This is a genomic window from Gordonia sp. X0973, assembly GCF_013348785.1.
In the GTDB taxonomy this organism is placed as follows: domain Bacteria; phylum Actinomycetota; class Actinomycetes; order Mycobacteriales; family Mycobacteriaceae; genus Gordonia.
The window spans coordinates 980,601-997,305 of the sequence record NZ_CP054691.1 but is presented as its reverse complement, the minus strand read 5'-3'; the positions used below and the strand labels follow the sequence as shown (position 1 = coordinate 997,305).

The 16,705-nt window shown below is 68.0% G+C and carries 18 protein-coding genes and 1 tRNA gene; 12 read left to right on the top strand and 7 right to left on the bottom strand.

Annotation, left to right across the window (positions count from 1 at the left end; translation table 11 throughout):
* Positions 1-13: 13 nt before the first annotated feature.
* On the top strand, positions 14-1,237 hold the full coding sequence (locus HUN08_RS04920; protein ID WP_124247823.1) for an acetyl-CoA C-acetyltransferase: 1,224 nt from the start codon (positions 14-16) through the stop codon (positions 1,235-1,237).
* A 70-nt stretch (positions 1,238-1,307) separates the two neighbouring features.
* Here HUN08_RS04920 and HUN08_RS04915 read toward each other — a convergent pair whose 3' ends face one another.
* From HUN08_RS04915 to HUN08_RS04905, 3 genes are all read right to left on the bottom strand, one after another.
* The gene (locus HUN08_RS04915; RefSeq protein ID WP_124247822.1) at positions 1,308-2,171 is read right to left on the bottom strand and encodes a Bax inhibitor-1/YccA family protein; all 864 of its coding nucleotides are present in this window, start codon (positions 2,169-2,171) and stop codon (positions 1,308-1,310) included.
* Positions 2,172-2,267: 96 nt separating this feature from the next.
* Positions 2,268-3,017: a TetR/AcrR family transcriptional regulator gene (locus HUN08_RS04910; RefSeq protein WP_124247821.1), complete on the bottom strand. Its 750-nt coding sequence runs from the start codon at positions 3,015-3,017 to the stop codon at positions 2,268-2,270.
* 43 nt (positions 3,018-3,060) lie between these two features.
* Positions 3,061-5,265, bottom strand: coding sequence for an MMPL family transporter (locus HUN08_RS04905; protein WP_124247820.1), 2,205 nt, complete (start codon positions 5,263-5,265; stop codon positions 3,061-3,063).
* Between the two features lie 185 nt (positions 5,266-5,450).
* On the opposite strand from HUN08_RS04905, the gene HUN08_RS04900 reads away from it, so the two are divergent.
* Positions 5,451-6,596 (top strand): phosphotransferase family protein, encoded by a 1,146-nt coding sequence (locus HUN08_RS04900; RefSeq protein ID WP_124247819.1) that lies wholly within the window; start codon positions 5,451-5,453, stop codon positions 6,594-6,596.
* Positions 6,593-7,720, top strand: a complete 1,128-nt coding sequence (locus HUN08_RS04895) for a hypothetical protein (protein ID WP_124247818.1) — start codon at positions 6,593-6,595, stop codon at positions 7,718-7,720. The genes HUN08_RS04900 and HUN08_RS04895 overlap by 4 nt, the downstream gene beginning before the upstream one ends.
* Here the strand turns inward: HUN08_RS04895 and HUN08_RS04890 are convergent.
* On the bottom strand, positions 7,692-8,708 hold the full coding sequence (locus HUN08_RS04890) for a GTP-binding protein (RefSeq protein WP_124247817.1): 1,017 nt from the start codon (positions 8,706-8,708) through the stop codon (positions 7,692-7,694). The genes HUN08_RS04895 and HUN08_RS04890 overlap by 29 nt on opposite strands.
* A 71-nt stretch (positions 8,709-8,779) precedes the next feature.
* On the opposite strand from HUN08_RS04890, the gene ykgO reads away from it, so the two are divergent.
* The 3 genes from ykgO to HUN08_RS04875 are packed head-to-tail and all read left to right on the top strand — an operon-like array spanning position 8,780 to position 9,585.
* Positions 8,780-8,902: a type B 50S ribosomal protein L36 gene (gene ykgO / locus HUN08_RS04885; RefSeq protein WP_124247816.1), complete on the top strand. Its 123-nt coding sequence runs from the start codon at positions 8,780-8,782 to the stop codon at positions 8,900-8,902.
* Positions 8,903-8,944: 42 nt separating this feature from the next.
* A complete protein-coding gene (locus tag HUN08_RS04880; protein WP_124247815.1) occupies positions 8,945-9,193 on the top strand; it encodes a type II toxin-antitoxin system Phd/YefM family antitoxin in 249 nt (82 codons plus the stop codon).
* Positions 9,190-9,585 carry a type II toxin-antitoxin system VapC family toxin gene (locus HUN08_RS04875; RefSeq protein ID WP_124247814.1) on the top strand — a complete coding sequence of 132 codons (396 nt, stop codon included), beginning with the start codon at positions 9,190-9,192 and terminating at the stop codon, positions 9,583-9,585. Before HUN08_RS04880 ends, HUN08_RS04875 begins: the two co-directional genes overlap by 4 nt.
* A gap of 9 nt (positions 9,586-9,594) precedes the next feature.
* On the opposite strand, the gene HUN08_RS04870 is transcribed toward HUN08_RS04875, so the two are convergent.
* Both HUN08_RS04870 and HUN08_RS04865 read right to left on the bottom strand, forming a co-directional pair.
* A complete protein-coding gene (locus HUN08_RS04870; RefSeq protein ID WP_301546893.1) occupies positions 9,595-10,167 on the bottom strand; it encodes a dihydrofolate reductase family protein in 573 nt (190 codons plus the stop codon).
* A complete protein-coding gene (locus HUN08_RS04865) occupies positions 10,164-11,075 on the bottom strand; it encodes a helix-turn-helix domain-containing protein (RefSeq protein ID WP_124247813.1) in 912 nt (303 codons plus the stop codon). Before HUN08_RS04865 ends, HUN08_RS04870 begins: the two co-directional genes overlap by 4 nt.
* 162 nt (positions 11,076-11,237) lie before the next feature.
* Between HUN08_RS04865 and HUN08_RS04860 the strand changes: the two genes are divergently transcribed.
* From HUN08_RS04860 to HUN08_RS04845, 4 genes are read left to right on the top strand one after another with little or no spacing between them, the layout of a single operon-like run.
* Positions 11,238-12,209, top strand: a complete 972-nt coding sequence (locus HUN08_RS04860) for a pirin family protein (protein WP_124247812.1) — start codon at positions 11,238-11,240, stop codon at positions 12,207-12,209.
* Between the two features lie 7 nt (positions 12,210-12,216).
* Positions 12,217-12,666: a MarR family winged helix-turn-helix transcriptional regulator gene (locus HUN08_RS04855; RefSeq protein ID WP_124247811.1), complete on the top strand. Its 450-nt coding sequence runs from the start codon at positions 12,217-12,219 to the stop codon at positions 12,664-12,666.
* A complete protein-coding gene (locus tag HUN08_RS04850) occupies positions 12,663-13,391 on the top strand; it encodes a pirin family protein (protein ID WP_124247810.1) in 729 nt (242 codons plus the stop codon). The genes HUN08_RS04855 and HUN08_RS04850 overlap by 4 nt, the downstream gene beginning before the upstream one ends.
* Positions 13,392-13,418: 27 nt before the next feature.
* Positions 13,419-14,195 (top strand): enoyl-CoA hydratase, encoded by a 777-nt coding sequence (locus HUN08_RS04845; protein WP_124247809.1) that lies wholly within the window; start codon positions 13,419-13,421, stop codon positions 14,193-14,195.
* A gap of 7 nt (positions 14,196-14,202) precedes the next feature.
* Here HUN08_RS04845 and HUN08_RS04840 read toward each other — a convergent pair whose 3' ends face one another.
* On the bottom strand, positions 14,203-15,234 hold the full coding sequence (locus tag HUN08_RS04840) for an alcohol dehydrogenase catalytic domain-containing protein (RefSeq protein WP_124247808.1): 1,032 nt from the start codon (positions 15,232-15,234) through the stop codon (positions 14,203-14,205).
* A 137-nt stretch (positions 15,235-15,371) separates the two neighbouring features.
* Here HUN08_RS04840 and HUN08_RS04835 point away from each other — a divergent pair.
* Together HUN08_RS04835 and HUN08_RS04830 are read left to right on the top strand one after the other, a co-directional pair.
* Positions 15,372-15,449, top strand: a tRNA-Leu gene (locus HUN08_RS04835).
* Between the two features lie 115 nt (positions 15,450-15,564).
* On the top strand, positions 15,565-16,491 hold the full coding sequence (locus HUN08_RS04830; protein WP_124247807.1) for a hypothetical protein: 927 nt from the start codon (positions 15,565-15,567) through the stop codon (positions 16,489-16,491).
* The last annotated feature ends 214 nt before the right edge of the window (positions 16,492-16,705 follow it).

Sequence of the window (16,705 nt, the reverse complement as noted above, 5' to 3'; positions counted from 1 at the left end):
GTAGTCTGACCGCATGCCAGAAGCCGTGATTGTCGCCCATGCCCGCTCCCCGATCGGCCGCGCCGGGAAGGGGTCCCTCAAGGACGTCCGCCCCGACGAGTTGAGCCGCCAGATGGTCGCCGCCGCGCTCGGCAAGGTGCCGCAGCTCGACGTGAAAGACATCGACGACATCCACTGGGGCATCGGTCAGCCCGGCGGCCAGGGCGGCTACAACATCGCCCGCGTGATCGGCGTCGAACTCGGCCTCGACCACGTCCCCGGTGTGACGGTCAACCGCTACTGCTCGTCGTCGTTGCAGACCACCCGGATGGCGCTGCACGCCATCAAGGCCGGCGAGGGCGACGTGTTCATCTCCGGCGGCGTCGAGAGCGTCTCCTCCTTCGGCATCTCCGGTGCCGCCGACGGTCTGCCCAACTCGAAGAACCCCGCGTTCGACGAGGCCGAGGCGCGGACCGCGAAGGCCGCCGAGGGCGGCGCCGGCAAGTGGCACGACCCGCGCGACGAGGGCCTGCTGCCCGACGTGTACATCGCGATGGGCCAGACCGCGGAGAACGTCGTCTCCTACACCGGTATCTCCCGCGAGGACCAGGACCGCTGGGGCGTGCTGAGCCAGAACCGCGCCGAGGCCGCCATCAACAACGGCTTCTTCGCCCGCGAGATCGACCCGATCACGCTGGCCGACGGCAGCACGGTGAGCACCGACGACGGCCCGCGCGCCGGTACCACCTACGAGAAGATCAGCCAGCTCAAGCCGGTGTTCCGCCCCGACGGCACCGTCACCGCGGGTAACGCCTGCCCCCTCAACGACGGCGCCGCCGCCCTGGTCATCATGAGCGACACCAAGGCCAAGGAGCTGGGACTGACCCCGTTGGCGCGCATCGTCGCCACCGCGGCCACCGGGCTCTCGCCCGAGATCATGGGCCTCGGCCCGATCGAGGCGGTCCGCAAGGTGCTGCGCACCGCGGGCAAGCAGATCTCCGACATCGACCTGTTCGAGATCAACGAGGCCTTCGCCGTGCAGGTGCTGGGTTCGGCCGACGTGCTCGGCATCGACCACGACAAGCTGAACGTGTCCGGCGGCGCGATCGCCCTGGGCCACCCGTTCGGCATGACCGGTGCCCGCATCACCACGACCCTGCTGAACAACCTGCAGACCCACGACAAGACCTTCGGCATCGAGACGATGTGCGTCGGTGGCGGTCAGGGTATGGCGATGGTGCTCGAGCGCCTGAGCTGATCTCCCCCGACAACCAATAACGCGCGGCCCCGAGGATCTCCTCGGGGCCGCGCGTTATTGGTGCTGTCGATCAGTTGCGCTGGAAGTAGCTCAGCAGTCGCAGGATCTCGACGTAGAGCCAGACCAGGGTCACGGTCAGGCCGAGGGCGACACCCCACGCGGCCTTCGACGGCGCACCGGCGTGGATCAGGCGGTCGGCCTGGTCGAAGTCGACGAGGAAGCTGAACGCGGCGAGGCCGATGCAGACGAGCGAGAAGATGATGGCGATCGGGCCGCCGTCGCGCAGGATGCCCACCTGGTGGGTGAACAGGCTGATCACGAAGTTGCCCAGGGCCAGGACGACGACGCCGATCAGGCCGGCGACGAGCATCCGGGTGAACCGCGGGGTCACGCGGATCGCACCGGTCTTGTAGACGACGAGCATTCCGACGAATACACCGATCGTCGCGAGGATCGCCTGCCCGATGAGGGCACCGGCGTTGGTCCCGCCGTCAGCGGTGCCACCGGCGATGTTCCAGTGGCTGAACACGTACGACGCGGCGCCGACGAAGAGGCCCTCGAAGGCCGCGTAGCTCAGCACGATCGCCGGGTTGTCCTGCTTGCGCCCGAACGAGGCGATCAGGACGAGGACGAACCCGCCGATGCCGCCGACCGCCCACACCGGCAAGGCGAGGCCGGGGTTGGCGCCGATCAGCGCGTAGGCGGCGACGGCGACGACGCTCAGCACACCGAGGGTGATGCCGGTCTTGGTGACGACGTCGTCGATGGTCAGGGCGCGGCCGGCCGGGGCCGGCGCGTAGGTGGGCTGACCGGCGGCGTCGAGGACCGCGTTCTGCGCACCGGGGATGGCCTGGTTGAAGCCGGCGTACGGCGCCGCGGCCTTCTCGTTGTCGCGGACGACGCCGCGCATCACGGGGTTGCTGGACTCTCGCACAGCATGCTCCTTAGGGTTTGGGTGAAAGCTCGTCGGCTCCATCATTGCGTTAAACGCTCCGAGCCGCCGATTAGTTCCGACTTTACTCTTTCTTGACTATTCGCGGCGCCCGGCGTCATCCGCCCAATCCGGCGTGGCGGCGCGGCGTCCGTCGACGAAGCGCGCCATCTGCTCCCCGACCACCCGCGCACCGGTCAGCGGGACCAAGCCGCGTCCCACGAGCACGGCCCGCATCACCGATTCGGCGAGGTCGAGTTCATCCCCCCACGGCAGTTCGGGTTTGGCGATCATCAACGAGGCGGCGCCGTGGGCGACGATCCAGAGTTCCAACGCGATCTGCATCGTCCGCTCGTCGGTGTCGGCGGCGGGCACGGACCCGGCCTCGATGTCCGGGAACCAGCCGAGATCGACCAGTTCGCGCACCGTCGCGCTCAACCGGAGGAAGGCGGCGGCCCGCAGCGCCTCGTCGACCATCGGCGTGCCCTCGGTCCCGTTGTGGCCGAAGGCGAAGCGGTAGGCCGCGGGGTGCTCGACGGCGAACCGGATGTACGTCCGTCCGAGCGCCACGACGTGGTCCAACGGGTGGTCGCACTGGACCATCGCGGTGGCGAGCGCCTCGTCGAGCCGGTCGAAGTATTGGCCGCACACCGCGTCGAGCAGCGCGTCCTTGTCGGTGAAATGCAGATAGATCGACGGCGGACTCACGCCCACCTCGTCGGCCACGGCTCGCACCGACACCGCGTCGGCGTCCTCGTGCTCCTCGAGCAGACGCGCCGCCGCGTCGATGATCTCACCCCGCAGCTGCTCTCCGGAGCCGCGGGGAGAGCGGGTCCGCCGTGCCGTCACGACCGCACCGTACTCCGCGGGAATGAGCGGGCGACTCCGGTTCTCACGATTCAGACAGCCCGATCTTGTCGTGCAGCTTGCGCAGCGGGGCCGGCGCCCACCAGTTGGCGCGCCCCATCAGCCGCATGAAGGCCGGCACCAACAGCATGCGGATCAACGTCGCATCCATGAGCACCGCGATCGTCAGGCCGAGGCCGAACATGCGCATGAACGACACCTGCGAGGCGATCATCGCGGCGAACACGATCGCCATGAGCAGTGCCGCGGCGGTGATGACGCGACCGGTGCTAGCCAGACCGTAAGCGACGGCGTGGTCGCTGTCGGCGGTGGTCTTGTCCGACTTGAGCCACTCCTCGCGGATGCGGCCGAGCAGGAACACCTCGTAGTCCATCGACAATCCGAAGGCCACGCAGAACATCAGGATCGGCATGGTCGCGGTGATGAAGCCGGTGGCGGTGGTGCCCAGCGCGCCGAAGTGGCCCTCCTGGAAGATCCACACGACCGCCCCGAAGGTCACCGAGAGCGAGAGCAGGTTGAGCACCAGTGCCTTCAGCGGCAGTACGACGCTGCCGGTGAACAGGAACAGCAGGATGAACGTGGCGACCGCGATCCACAGCAGCACCCACGGCAGCTGGTGGTATATCGACGCGACCGTGTCCTCGGTGGACGCGGCGATGCCGGCGAACTTCACGTCGGCCGACGCGGGTTTGGGCACCGCGCGCAGTTCGGCCAGAAGCTGTTTGCCCTGATCGTCGAGCGGGTTGATGTTGTTGGCCACGGTGAGGATGCGGTGATCCCCGCGACGGTCGTCGGATTGGCGCGGCCCGACGGGCTGGCCACCGGCGAACACCGCGTCGGGCGTGGTGACCGCGTCGGCACCCTTCACCGCCGAAAGCTTGGCCGCATAGTCGTCGACGGCCTGGTCGGTGGACCCGGTCACCACGACGGTGACCTCGCCGCCGAGTTTCTGCGCGTAGTCCGAACGGATCTCGTCCATCGCCACGCGGGAGGACTGCGAGGTCGGGAGTATCCGGTCGTCGGGGAAGCCGAGTTTCATCGAGAGGAAGGGCGCCCCGAGGACCAGCAGGAGGACGGTGACGATCAGTGCCACCGGCGCGGCCCGGCGCAGGACCCACTGGACGAAGCGGTACCACCAGGTCTGCTCGGTGGGGATGAAGCCGTGCTCGGGGCGCCCGAGCAGCCGGCGGATCGGCTTGCGCAGATCCCACCCGTCGATGCGGTCGCCGAGCACTGCGAGCAGTGCCGGTGTGATGACCAGCGATCCGAGCAGCGCGACCACGACGACGGCGAGACCCGCGTAGGCGAAGGACCGCAGGAAGTACTGGTGGAACAGCAACAGCCCGGAGAGGGAGAGCCCGACGGTGACCGCGGAGAACATCACGGTGCGACCGGCCGTCGACATGGCGCGGCGGATCGCCGCTGGCCGATCCAGCCCGCCGGCCACCTCCTCGCGGTAGCGCGTCACGATGAGCAGCGTGTAGTCGATGGCCAGCGCCAGCCCCATCGCCGTCGCGAGATTCATGGCGAAGATGGAGACGTCGGTGAACAGGGCGAACACGCGCAGCAGGGCCAGTGTCCCGACGATCGCGAAGATCCCGACCACCAGCGGCAGCGCTGCGGCGATGACGCCGCCGAAGATGATGATCAGCGCGATGAAGCTGATCGGGATGGCGATTCCCTCGGCGATGGCCAGGTCCTTGGACACCTGCTTGTTGGTGTCGGCGAAGACCTTGCCCTGCCCGGTCGCGGTGATCGTCACCCCGTCGCGCTCCCCGGCGAAGCGCTCGGCCAATTCCTGGGCGTGCCCGGGGGCGACGTTCTCCCCGCCGGCGAGCGGCACGATGATCAGCGTCGACGATTTGTCCTTGCTGATCAGGTTCTTCGCCGCGGCCGGATCCGTCCAGATCGACAGCACCGGGTCCTGCACGAAGTCGTAGCCCTTGATCTCGGCGACCAGCGGTTTGCCGATCTTGGCGACGAGCGGGTCGACGGTGACGTCACGGCCGGGTGCGTCGATCTTGAAGACGACCTGGATGCTGCCGCGCTCGAAATCGTTCTCGAGGATCTTGCTCGCCTGCGCGGACTCCGAATGCGGGTCCTCGAATCCGCCCGACAACAGGTGTCCGGCGACACCGGCGCCGTAGACGCCGAAGATCACCAGCAGTGCCAGGGCACCGGTGAGGACGGATTTCGGCGCGGCGAGCACGAGCCGGGTGAGTCGTTCCACGGAAGCCTCCCAAGTTGGTTACCCACGTTAAGTTATCGTCGATAAGTTAGGGCGTCAACACCTCGTCGAAACCGGGCAGGTCAGTCGGCATAAGACCTGGTCAAAAGACCGGGTCAGGCGATCCAGAGGCACCGAACCGCCCGAATCCATGCGGGCAGTAATTAGAACGTGTTCTCATTCTGGACATGGCTAATACGCAACCGATTCCCGACGACGCGGCCCCGGCCAACTCCGCAGACCTGGCCCGGCCCGCGGACTCCCGGCTGGACCCCGAGACCATCGAGTCGGCACTGGCCGCCTGGCTCGCCGAAAAGGTCGGGCAGCAGGTGAGGATCGCACAGATCAACCTGCCCGACGGGAACGGGATGTCGAGCGAGACCGTCATGGTCGACGCCGAGTGGGACGGGCAGTCGCACCCGTTGGTCATCCGCGTCGCGCCGTCGCCAGACAGCGACCCGATCTTCGGCTCCTACGACCTCGACAACCAGTTCCGGTTGATGGAACACGTCGGGGCGACCACGACGGTTCCCGTGCCGCCGCTGTATTGGAGCGAACCCTCCGCCACGGTGATCGGCGCGCCGTTCATCGTGATGGGCCGCGTCGACGGCGAGATCCCGCCCGACGTGCTGCCGTATACCTTCGGGTCCTGGTTGACCGAGGCCGACGAGCGCGACCGACGGCGGCTGCAGGACGAGACGGTGCTGGCCCTGGCCGCCATCCACGCCGCGCCGCTGCCCGCGGATCTGCTCGAAGCGCCCCGCGACGGGGAATCGCCGCTGGCCGCGCATCTGCGCCGGATCGACGAGTTCTACGCCTGGATCACCCGGGACCGGGCGGGGTCGCCGCTGCTGGAGAAAGCCCTGGCCTGGGCGCACGACCATTTGCCGACAACGCGGGAGGCGGTGCTGTGCTGGGGCGACGCCCGGCCGGGCAACGTCATCTACCGCGACTGCTCCCCGGTCGCCTTCCTCGATTGGGAGATGGCGGCCCGCGCGCCGCGCGAACTCGACGTCGCCTGGGGCATCGCACTGCACCGCTTCTTCCAGGACATCGCCGATCTCGCCGGACTCGAAGGATTGCCGTCGTTCTGGCGCCGCGCCGACGTCGAGGCCACCTACGCCGAGGCGGCCGGCGTCGAGCTGCACGACATGGACTTCTACCTGACCTACGCGACGCTGATCTACTCGATCATCCTGTTCCGCGTGCAGAGCCGCGCGATCCACTTCGGCCACGCGGAGGAACCGGCGAACACCGACGACATGATCCTCAACAAGGACACCCTGTCAGCCATGATCGAGGGCACCTACTGGGACGGAGTCGCGGTCCGATGATCACCCCGGCAGACGAGTTCCCCGTCCACCAGGCCCCGCTGCCGATCGCGTGGCCCACGACGTCGGACCGTAATTTCTACGACCGCTCCTACATGTGCGCCCACGACCGCAGCGGCGAGATCTTCGTCGTCATCGGCGTCGGCTACTACCCGATCCTCGGGGTGAAGGACGCGTTCGTGCTCGTCCACCGCAAAGACGGCGACGGCGCGCGGCACACCGTGGTGCGGCTGTCCGACGCGATGGACGACGACCGGCTCCACCAGCACGTCGGCCCCCTGGCCGTCGACGTGGTGGAGCCGCTGGCGGAGCTTCGGGTCACGCTGGCGCCCACCGAGGGCATCGCGGCCGACCTCACCTGGAAGGGTCTGTTCGACGTCGTGCAGGAACAGCGGCACCTGATGCGCCAGGGCAGCCGGGTCACCCTCGACGCGCAGCGCTTCGCCCAGGTCGGCTCATGGGCGGGGAAGCTGGTGGTCGACGACGAGGAGATCGCCGTCGACCCGTCGACGTGGATCGGCACCCGCGACCGGTCGTGGGGTATCCGACCCGTCGGGGAACCCGAACCGGCCGGGCGCCCGGCCGATCCGCCGTTCGAGGGCATGTGGTGGCTGTACGTGCCGATGGCCTTCGACGACTTCGCGATGGTGCTGATCATCCAGGAGGACCCGTCCGGGTTCCGCACGCTCAACGACTGCACCCGTGTGTGGTCCGACGGCCGGGTCGAGCAACTGGGCTGGCCGCGGGTACAGATCCACTACCGATCGGGCACGCGTCTGCCGACGGGGGCGACGATCTCGGCGACCGACTCCGACGGCCGGCCGGTGACGATCGAGGTCGACGCCTCGGCCGCCACCCCGCTGCACGTCGGCGGCGGCTACGGCGGCGATCCGGATTGGGGCCACGGGCAGTGGAAGGGCGAGGGCTTCGTCGAGCGCGTCACCTATGACCTCGCCGATCCGGCCGTCGCCGGCCGGATCCCCTACGGCGTCATCGACCACGTCGGACACGCGGTGTGCCGCGAAGCCGACGGCACGCAGCGGGAGGGTTGGGGGATGTTCGAGCACGCCAGCTTCGGGTTGCACCGGCCGTCGGGCTTTAACGACTGGGGCGACGTCGCGCCGTAGGCCACTGCGGAAACGGGTCGGGGTATTCGCGCCACGCCGCCACTCCGGCCAGTAGCTCGCCGTCCGAGAGAGCGGCCTCGTCCAGGGCGACGGCAAGGGCCTCGTCGTCGAGGTCGATCCCGATGAAGGCCAGGTCTTGTCCGACGGACAGCAGCTCGCGTCCGGGGTCGTCGTCGAAGCCGATCGGTTCGAAGGAGATCATCGCGCCGACGTGATCCCACTGCGCCACGACGTTCGGCCGGGTCGCGAACCGACAGAAACCGGATGACCGGATGACGGCGCCGAACTCGCCCTGCTCGATCCGGTGATCGAGGAGGGTCTGCAATCGGTCGGGATGGAAGGGGCGGATGCCCTCGTACCGCAGCGCGCCGACCCGCGTGTCGGTGAACCGGGGGCGGAATTCGTCGTTGAGCAGCGCCACCCACCCCGGGCGTCCCTGTTCGACGGCGTAGGGAGCGCCGGCCAGCGGCGGGATGCCCTCCCCCGGGTCCGGCCAGATATGCGCCGCGGGGTTCAGATGACTGACGAGGCCCATGACCGTTGCCAATGCCGGCGTGGGGAGGGCCGCCCAATTCACCAGGACGATCGTCGACGCCAACTCGAGCTGGCCCACGGTCAGTTTCGCTGTCGCCAAATAGGTCCCCCACCTGCCCGGCGGGGGTTGGACCGCGTAATCCTCGCACCACAGATCGGCGAGCAGATGCGCCGCATCGGCGACGCAGACCACGTCGGTCAGGAGCAGGCCGTCGCCGACGAGCGTGCCGACCAGGTCGGTGACGACGGTCGCCGTGGGGAACTCGACGACCACCCCGGTCTGCCAGGAGCCGTAGCGCACCGTCGACACCGCGGCGTCGAGCGGATCGGCCGCCTTCTCCAGTGAGGCGGCCGGGAGAAGCGCCCGCTTCGCCCCGCCGGCCAGCCGGGTGGCGAACCCGGCGCGCTCCGGGGCGCATGTCCCGACGACCGCGAGCACATCGACCGACCGCAAAGGAACCTCCTGCTCGTCACAGCTCCGACATCCGATACTCTAATGGTAACGATTGTCGATAAGGAGTCTTCGTGAAGGTCCGCAACTCACTCAAGTCGCTCAAGAAGCAGCCCGGGTCCCAGGTGGTCCGCCGGCGCGGGCGCAACTACGTGATCAACAAGGCCAACCCGCGCTTCAAGGGCCGACAGGGCTAGCCGACCCCTTGCGCGCACATCAGACTTAGCTAAGCTTAGCTAATGACGGAGAGTACCGTGCGGATCGGGATGCATCAGGCGAAGACGACGCTGTCCGAGTTGATCAAGAAGCTCAACGAGGAGGACGGCCTCGACGTCGTGATCACAAAGTCGGGCGAGCCGGTCGCGAGGCTGATCCGCTATGCGGAGTTGCAGGTCCCCCGCCGACCCGGTCGGCTGGCGGGCAAGCTCGTCGTGAGCGACGATTTCGACACCACACCCGAAGAGATCGTCGCGGACTTCTACCGGTGACCGGCTGCCTGCTCGACACGCACGCGTTGTTGTGGTGGTTGGCCGACGACCCTAGGCTCCCGGCAGTCGCCCGGACCGCGATCAGCTCCCCGTCGAACGAAGTCTTCGTGAGTGCCGCGTCGATTTGGGAGGCCGGAATCAAGCAGGCGATCGGCAAGCTGACGCTCGCCGCCGACACCTCCCTCGGCGACATCGCCACCGACGAGGGCTTCACACCTCTGCCGATCACCCACGAACACGCGGTGGCGGCAGCACAATTACCGCCGCACCACCGCGACCCGTTCGATCGGATGCTCGTCGCTCAGGCGACCCACGAAGGCCTCGTCCTGGTTTCCGGTGACCGCACACTCGAACGCTATGGCGTCACGACCCTGTGGGCGGCGCAAGACTGACCCACCGAGCTAGGCGCGGTCCTCGACGAGTGGGCCGGCGAAGCGGTAGCGCGCGCAGACGAAAGCGCCGTTGCGCCCGGTCTCGAGGAGTTCCAGGTCGTAGCGACGCGGCAGGAGCGGCCGTCCGGCACCGAGGGTCACCGGTGCGATCGAGACGAAGACCTCGTCGAGCAGACCGGCGTCGGCGAACTGTCCGGCGAGGTCTCCCCCGCCGACGACCCACAGGTCTTTGCCACCCGCCGCGGCGACCATCTCGTCGTAGACGACCCGGATGTCCCCCGAGGCGACGCGGATGTCGGCGCCGGCCAGCGGGGTGAGATCCCGCGTCGTCATGACCCAGGCGGGCATCTCATACGGCCAGGGTTCGCCGGTGCGCAGAAGGTGCGGCACCACCCATTCGTAGGTGGTCGAGCCCATGACGATGGCACCGATATTCGCGATGAAGTCGTCGTAACGCCCGAAGCCCTCCTCGTCCTGGGGTTGGCGCAGCAGCCAGTCGAGGGAATCGTGCGGGTCGGCGAGGAAGCCGTCCAGCGTCGTCGCCGCGTAGTAGTGGACCCGCACACCGTTCGTCGTCGTCACTGCCCCGGCTCCTCTCCCCGCACGCGGCGGGCCCAGTTGATCGGATCCCCGTCGCCCGGATCGACACCCGCGACCCGCAGCAGGTGCCGGGCGAGGTGACGACGCGCCGCGTCGAAGGTGATGACATGCGCGATGACGCCGCTGAGCACGAAGCTCTCCGGCGGTTCGCAGAGTGCGTCGATGAATCGGTCGTTCCAGGCTCCGCGGCGTTCGACGTCGCGAACCATCGCCAGCCAGCGCGGTGCGACCTCGTCGTGGCGGGCGATCAGCGCCACCGGATCGTCGTCGCCGTTCGACGGGAACTCGGTGCCCTCGATCGCCGCGATCCAGGCCTCCTTGGCGCGCACGATGCCGCGCAGCACCTGCGCCAACGACCCCTCCGGTCCCTCCCAGTCGTTCACCGCGTGGTCGGTCAGCACCACCCGGCGATACTGCTCGTCGGGCACCTGTTTCGCCCGGTCGAGGAGTTCGCGCGTCTCGTCGAGGTCGTGTGCGACGAGGTGTTCGGTCAGCGGGTTCATGGTGGTCTCCTTCGCATGGACCCACAGCGACATGGGCGGGTGGAAGTGGATCCCGTTGGGCGCGGGGAGCCAGTGCGACGCCGCGGGATTGCTCGGCGGGTGGCCGAAGGCCCGCGCGAATGCGCGGCTGAACCCGTCGACCGATTCGTATCCGGCGGCCCAGGCCGCGTCGGTGACGGTGCTGCCGCGGTGCAGCTGCCATGCCGCACGTTCGAGCATGACCCGACGTCGCATCGCCACCGGCGCCTCACCGGCGTCGCGCGTCAGCTGGCGGGTGAAGTGGAAGGGCGACGCGTAGGCGTCGTCCGCCATGTCCCCGAGCGTGCGGTTCTCCTCGTCGAGGACGGCATCCAGAAGTTCGCGCAGCCGGTCGCGTGATCCACCCATGACTCAAGTGTGGCCGGTCGGCGCGACCACCACCCGACCGTTCTTGCGCTCCGCGGTGTGCGGCCGCGCACCGACTTCGGGAATAGACCGCTCCCCGGTCAGGTTGCATCGAGCAGATAACTCAAATTTGAGCTATTTTGAGATCGGCCGAAGGAGACCGTCATGCCAGCCATCACCGCAGACACCCTGACCCTGCCCCGATTGGGCGAGCCCGGTTTGGAAACCGTCGATCGGCCGGTCACGTCGATCACCACCGGGCCCCGCGGCTACGAGGGCGAGGGCTTCCCCGTCGTCCGCGCCTTCGCCGGTGTGAGCAGTGCGGCGCTGGACCCGTTCATCCACATGGACCAGATGGGCGAGGTCGAGTACCAGCCGGGTGAGCCCAAGGGCACGTCGTGGCACCCGCACCGCGGCTTCGAGACGGTGACCTACATGCTCGACGGGCGTTTCGCGCACCAGGACTCCGCCGGTGGCGGCGGCCTGATCGAGAACGGCGACACCCAGTGGATGACCGCGGGCGCGGGCATCCTGCACATCGAGACCCCGCCGGCCGAACTCGTCGAATCCGGCGGCCTCTTCCACGGCATCCAGTTGTGGGTCAACCTGCCCGCCGCCGACAAGTTCCTCGCGCCGCGGTATCAGAACCTGCAGGGCCAGGGCCTCGGGTTGGTGTCCTCGCCCGACGGCGGCGCCCTGATCCGGGTGATCGCCGGCGACATCGACGGACATGCCGGTCCGGGTGCGACGCACACCCCGATCACGTTCGCCCACGCGACCGTCGAACCCGGCGCGAGCGTCACCGTGCCGTGGCGGCGCGACTTCAACGCACTGGTCTATGTGCTGTCCGGGCGGGGCACCGTCGGCGCGGAGGGTCGCCCGATCCACCAGGGCCAGTTGGCGGTGTTGGGCGCGGGCGAGGCGATCACCGTCGCCGCCGACGCGTCGCAGGACTCGAACCGTCCCGCGCTGGAGGTGCTGCTCCTGGGCGGACAGCCGATCCGCGAGCCCGTCGTCGCCTATGGTCCATTCGTGATGAACACCCGCCAGCAGCTCGTCGAGGCGATCGAGGACTACCAGGCCGGGCGCCTCGGCCAGATCCCGCCGGACGCGCTCATGCCGCACGTGGTCCGCTGAGGCGGCGATGGGTGCGACCGATCCGCGCTGGGTGGCGTGGCAACCGTTCATCGAGGTCTCGGCCCGGATCCAGACTCGGCTCGACGAGGATCTGCGCCGACGACACTCGCTGACCCTGGGCGACTACCAGGTATTGCTACTGCTCTCCCACGCGGACGGGCAGCGCCTGCGGATGAGTGAGATCGCACAGGCGATGGTGTTCTCGTCGTCGCGACTCTCCTATCAGATCGACAAGCTGGCCGACCGGGGATTCCTATGCCGAGAGCGCGACGAGGCCGATCGTCGAGGCAGTTTCGCTTGCCTCTCCGACGTCGGTCTGCGCGCGTTGCACGCCGCGGCCGACGACCACCTCGCACTCGTCGAGGAACTGTTCGTCGAGCGCCTCTCCCCCGACGACGGGCGCGCCCTCGTCGCCATTCTCAACCGACTGCAGTCCCCGGAGGAGGACGGGAAATGATCACGGTGCACCCGGCGGCACAGCGCCACCATTGGAACAACGAGTGGCTGGACTCCTGGCAGTCCTTCCCGGCGACCGGCAACTACGACCTCGCGGGCAACGCGCACGGCGTCCTGCTGGTCAACAACGACGACATGATCGATCCCGGCGAGGGCCTGGACCGTCATCAGCACGCCGACGTGGAGATCCTGACCTGGGTCCTGGAGGGCGCTGTCGAGCACCGGGACTCGGACGGGAACACGGGAGTGCTGCGACCCGGTCAGCTCCAGCGGATGACCGCCGGGACCGGCGTCTCGCACAGCGAGCGCAGCGCCATGCCGCGGTCGTCGCGGGTGCCGACGCGGGTGGTGCAGATGTGGATCGAACCCGACGCCCGCGGGTTGACCCCCGGTTATGCCGAGGCCGACCTGTCGTCGCCCCTCGCCGACGGCGGTCTCGTCGTCGCGGCGTCGGGAAGACCCGGCGTCGGCGCGGCCGTTCGCCTGGCCAACCGCTATGCGTCCCTGCACATCGCGCGGCTGCGACCGGGACGATCCGCGACGCTTCCGGCGGCGCCGTTCGGCCACCTGTTCGTCGCGACCGGCCGGGTGCGGCTCACCGGCTCCGACGACGTGCTGGGCCGCGGTGACGCCGTGCGCCTGACCGGCGAACCGGCCACCGACGTCGAAGTCGTCGAGCCGGCCGAACTCCTCTACTGGGAGATGCACGCCGGATTCGACGACTGACGGTCGGCGATGTGGGAGGGTGAGCACATGGCGCAGGATCTGGTTCTCACCGAGCGCGACGGGGCGACACTCGTCGTCACACTCAACCGCCCGGAGTCGCGAAACGCCTTGACCACCGAGGTGATCCGCCGTCTGCAAAAGGCCATCGCCGATGCGGAGGCCGACGACGAGGTCGCCGCCGTCATCCTCACCGGTGCCGATCCGGCGTTCTGCGCGGGGGTGGACCTCAAGCAGTTCGGCTCATCCGAGGCCTGGGAGGAGTTCGATATCGAGGAAGCTCCCGTCGGGCATCCGTGGGCGCCGATCAGCAAGCCGATCATCGGCGCCGTCAACGGACCGGCCATCACCGGCGGCCTGGAGATCGCCTTGGCCTGCGACATCCTCATCGCCTCGGACCGCGCCCGCTTTGCCGACACCCACGCTCGCGTCGGGGTCATGCCCATGTGGGGGTTGACGGCGCGCCTGCCGGAGATGGTCGGCTTCGCGTTCGCCAAGCGGATGTCGTTGAGTGGGAATTTCGTCGACGCGCAGCTGGCCTATGAGCACGGCTTGGTCACCGAAGTGGTGGGGCATGACGACCTGCTGCCGGCGGCCAAGAAATTGGCATCCGACATCGCGTCGAACAACCGATCTGCCGTCGCCTCGCTCCTGCGCTCCTACGACCGTGTGCGCGACGACCATCTGGCGCGCCAACTCGGCATCGAGGCCGACACCGCTAAAGCATGGATCGAGACGGGCGGAACCGAACTCGTCGCCGGGAGCGTCGGATCGGTCATCGAGCGGGGTCGATCTCAGCTGGGTTGACCGAAAGTCAGGGCACGAGGATCGCTCGCCCGACGAGTTTCCCGGCCCGCAGGTCGTCGATGGCCTGCTGGAAGTCTTCGAGCGGATAGGTCTGGTAGTCGAGGTGGATCTTGCCCGCCGCGGCGAGCGCCAAGACCTCCAGCAAATCCGCACGGGTGCCGCCGTAAGAGCGCTGGACGTCGACACCCCACGGTGCCGCGACGTCGGCGTTCATGGGGTATGCGCCGCCGCCCAGGCCGACCAGCCGGACCAGCCCTTCCGGAGCGATGACGGCGGCCGCGGTGTCGACGGTCGGCTGCACCCCGACGAAGTCAAGCACCACGTCGACGCCGTAGCCGTTGGTCAGTTCCAGAATCTTCGACGCGGTCTCGGGACCGGGAGCGAAGGTGAAGTCGGCGCCGAGCTGCTTCGCGTGTTCGAGTTTCTTCTCGTCGGCGTCGATCGCGACGACGCGTGCGGCCGAGATGGCCTTCACGATCTGTAAGCCGACGTGGCCGAGGCCTCCGATGCCGATGATCACCGCTGTGGCGCCGGGGGTGAGGCGGTGCTTGACCGTGTTGATCGCGTGCATCGGGGTCAGGCCGGCATCGGTGAGGGGTCCGGCGCCGACCGGATCGATATCCCCGAGGGGAAGGGCCTGTCGCACGGGGACGATCATGTATTCGGCCATCGCACCGTCGCAGCTCAGTCCGGGCGTGGTCGGGAAGCTGTCGCGGCCGCCGGTCACCTCGCACGCGTTGTCGCGGCCCTCGACGCAGGCCCGACAGTTCCCGCAGCTCCACACGACGTTCACGATCACCGGATCGCCGACCTTGTGTCCGGTGGCGTTCGGACCGAGCGCGTCGACGATGCCCGCGCCCTCGTGCCCCATCGTCAGGCCGAACGCCGGCCACGCATCGCCCATGTCGAGTACGTGCAGGTCGGAGTGGCACAGTCCCGCGCCGGCCACCTTGACGCGGATCTCCCCCGCCCCCGGCTCCGGAACGGGAACCTCCTCGAACGTCACAGTTCCCGGGCTGCTGAGTTTCACTGCGCGCATGATGGCCTCCAGATTCGAGTCGGCGACGGTGTCATATGCACTTTCAACCATAGGCTCGTCGGCGCCCGCCCGGGAGGGTCGTGAGCGACGCGGTCGAGATGTTCATCTCGACGACCCGCCGGTATCGTCCTGCACGCGCCCCCATAGCCCAATTGGCAGAGGCAGTCGGCTTAAAACCGATACAGGTCAGGGTTCGAGTCCCTGTGGGGGCACCACAACGATGCAGGTAGTGGCGTTCTTGACGTCGTCGTACAGCCTTGATCTGTGCGGTCGCCCACGAGCGCACGCATCTCGTCCCGGTATGTCAGACGGTGGGGCATTCTGAGCGGCATGGGAACCAAGAAGGCGTTCACGACTGAGGCCACAGCCCCGTTCTTCCAGGTGCATCCTGCACTGTGCCACGCCTTGACCACCGCCGTTGGTGCGACCCTCACCGACCCTGGCAATCCGATAGTCGCCGACGTGCCGCGCTCCATCCTTAAGAACCGATGGCGAGCGAAAGTATCCGCTGGGGTGAGAGAAGTCGGTCCAGGATCGGTCATCGACTGGAACGTCGATATGGCTGGCACTATGCATGCGGCCGTGATTCGCGACGTCTTGCAAGCAATGCCCTGGCCGGGCTTCGTTACTCGCGAGGAGATGCCGACCGCTGCAGTCGTTGAGTCGCACGCTCCCCGTGTGGAGCGTCCCGAACTCGCCCCCAGAATAGGCCCTGCTTCACAAAGAGTGCTTGTGAGCGTCGCCTTTCGGTCTCTCGATCGGCCAGTCCCTGACCCAGGTGCACACGGGTACGTGTACCTCTGGAACCTTCCAATCGCTCCGCAACGTGGAATGCGCGTCATCGTTCCCGGCTATGACGGACCTGCGCCCGCTGTGGTCCTCGGGCCGGGTGATCCGCGTGAAGTTGAAGGATTGGAAGTCGTCACCGTCACTCGACTTGCAACCGAACAAGAAATTCAGGCCGTCACGCGCCAACGCGCACTGGATAAGGCCGCCTGGCTCTCAATGGCATTGAAAGCTGCTGGACTACCCACGCTGACGAAAGTTCCACCTGAGGTCCCATCAGGCTTTCCCGACATTGCGCCGATTGATGGTCAAGCACCAGACGTTTCGACAGCCGACGATTACGGACGCATGTGGTGGCGGGCCTACAAGACAGCTGAGCGTGTGGGCCTCCCAAACGAACAAGTCCAGAAACTGCGCGGAATCGCGCATCGTTGGTACGCAATTCGCGACAGGTACAGCGCCGGGCGCTAGCGGGCCGTGAGTCTCACCGCGATGGCCCGCGGCACGGTTCGCGACGTCCAAAGCCCGCCGCGGCGGCGGAGTGGCCCCACGCGCCGCCTATGAGTCGCGATACGTGGCGGCGTGCCGCATCTACATCGCTGACCAGAATCCTCGGTCGCGTCCATCGTCGTGGACAACACCAATCCCACGGCGCCGGCCATCCAGCGAATGCACCCGATCGGAT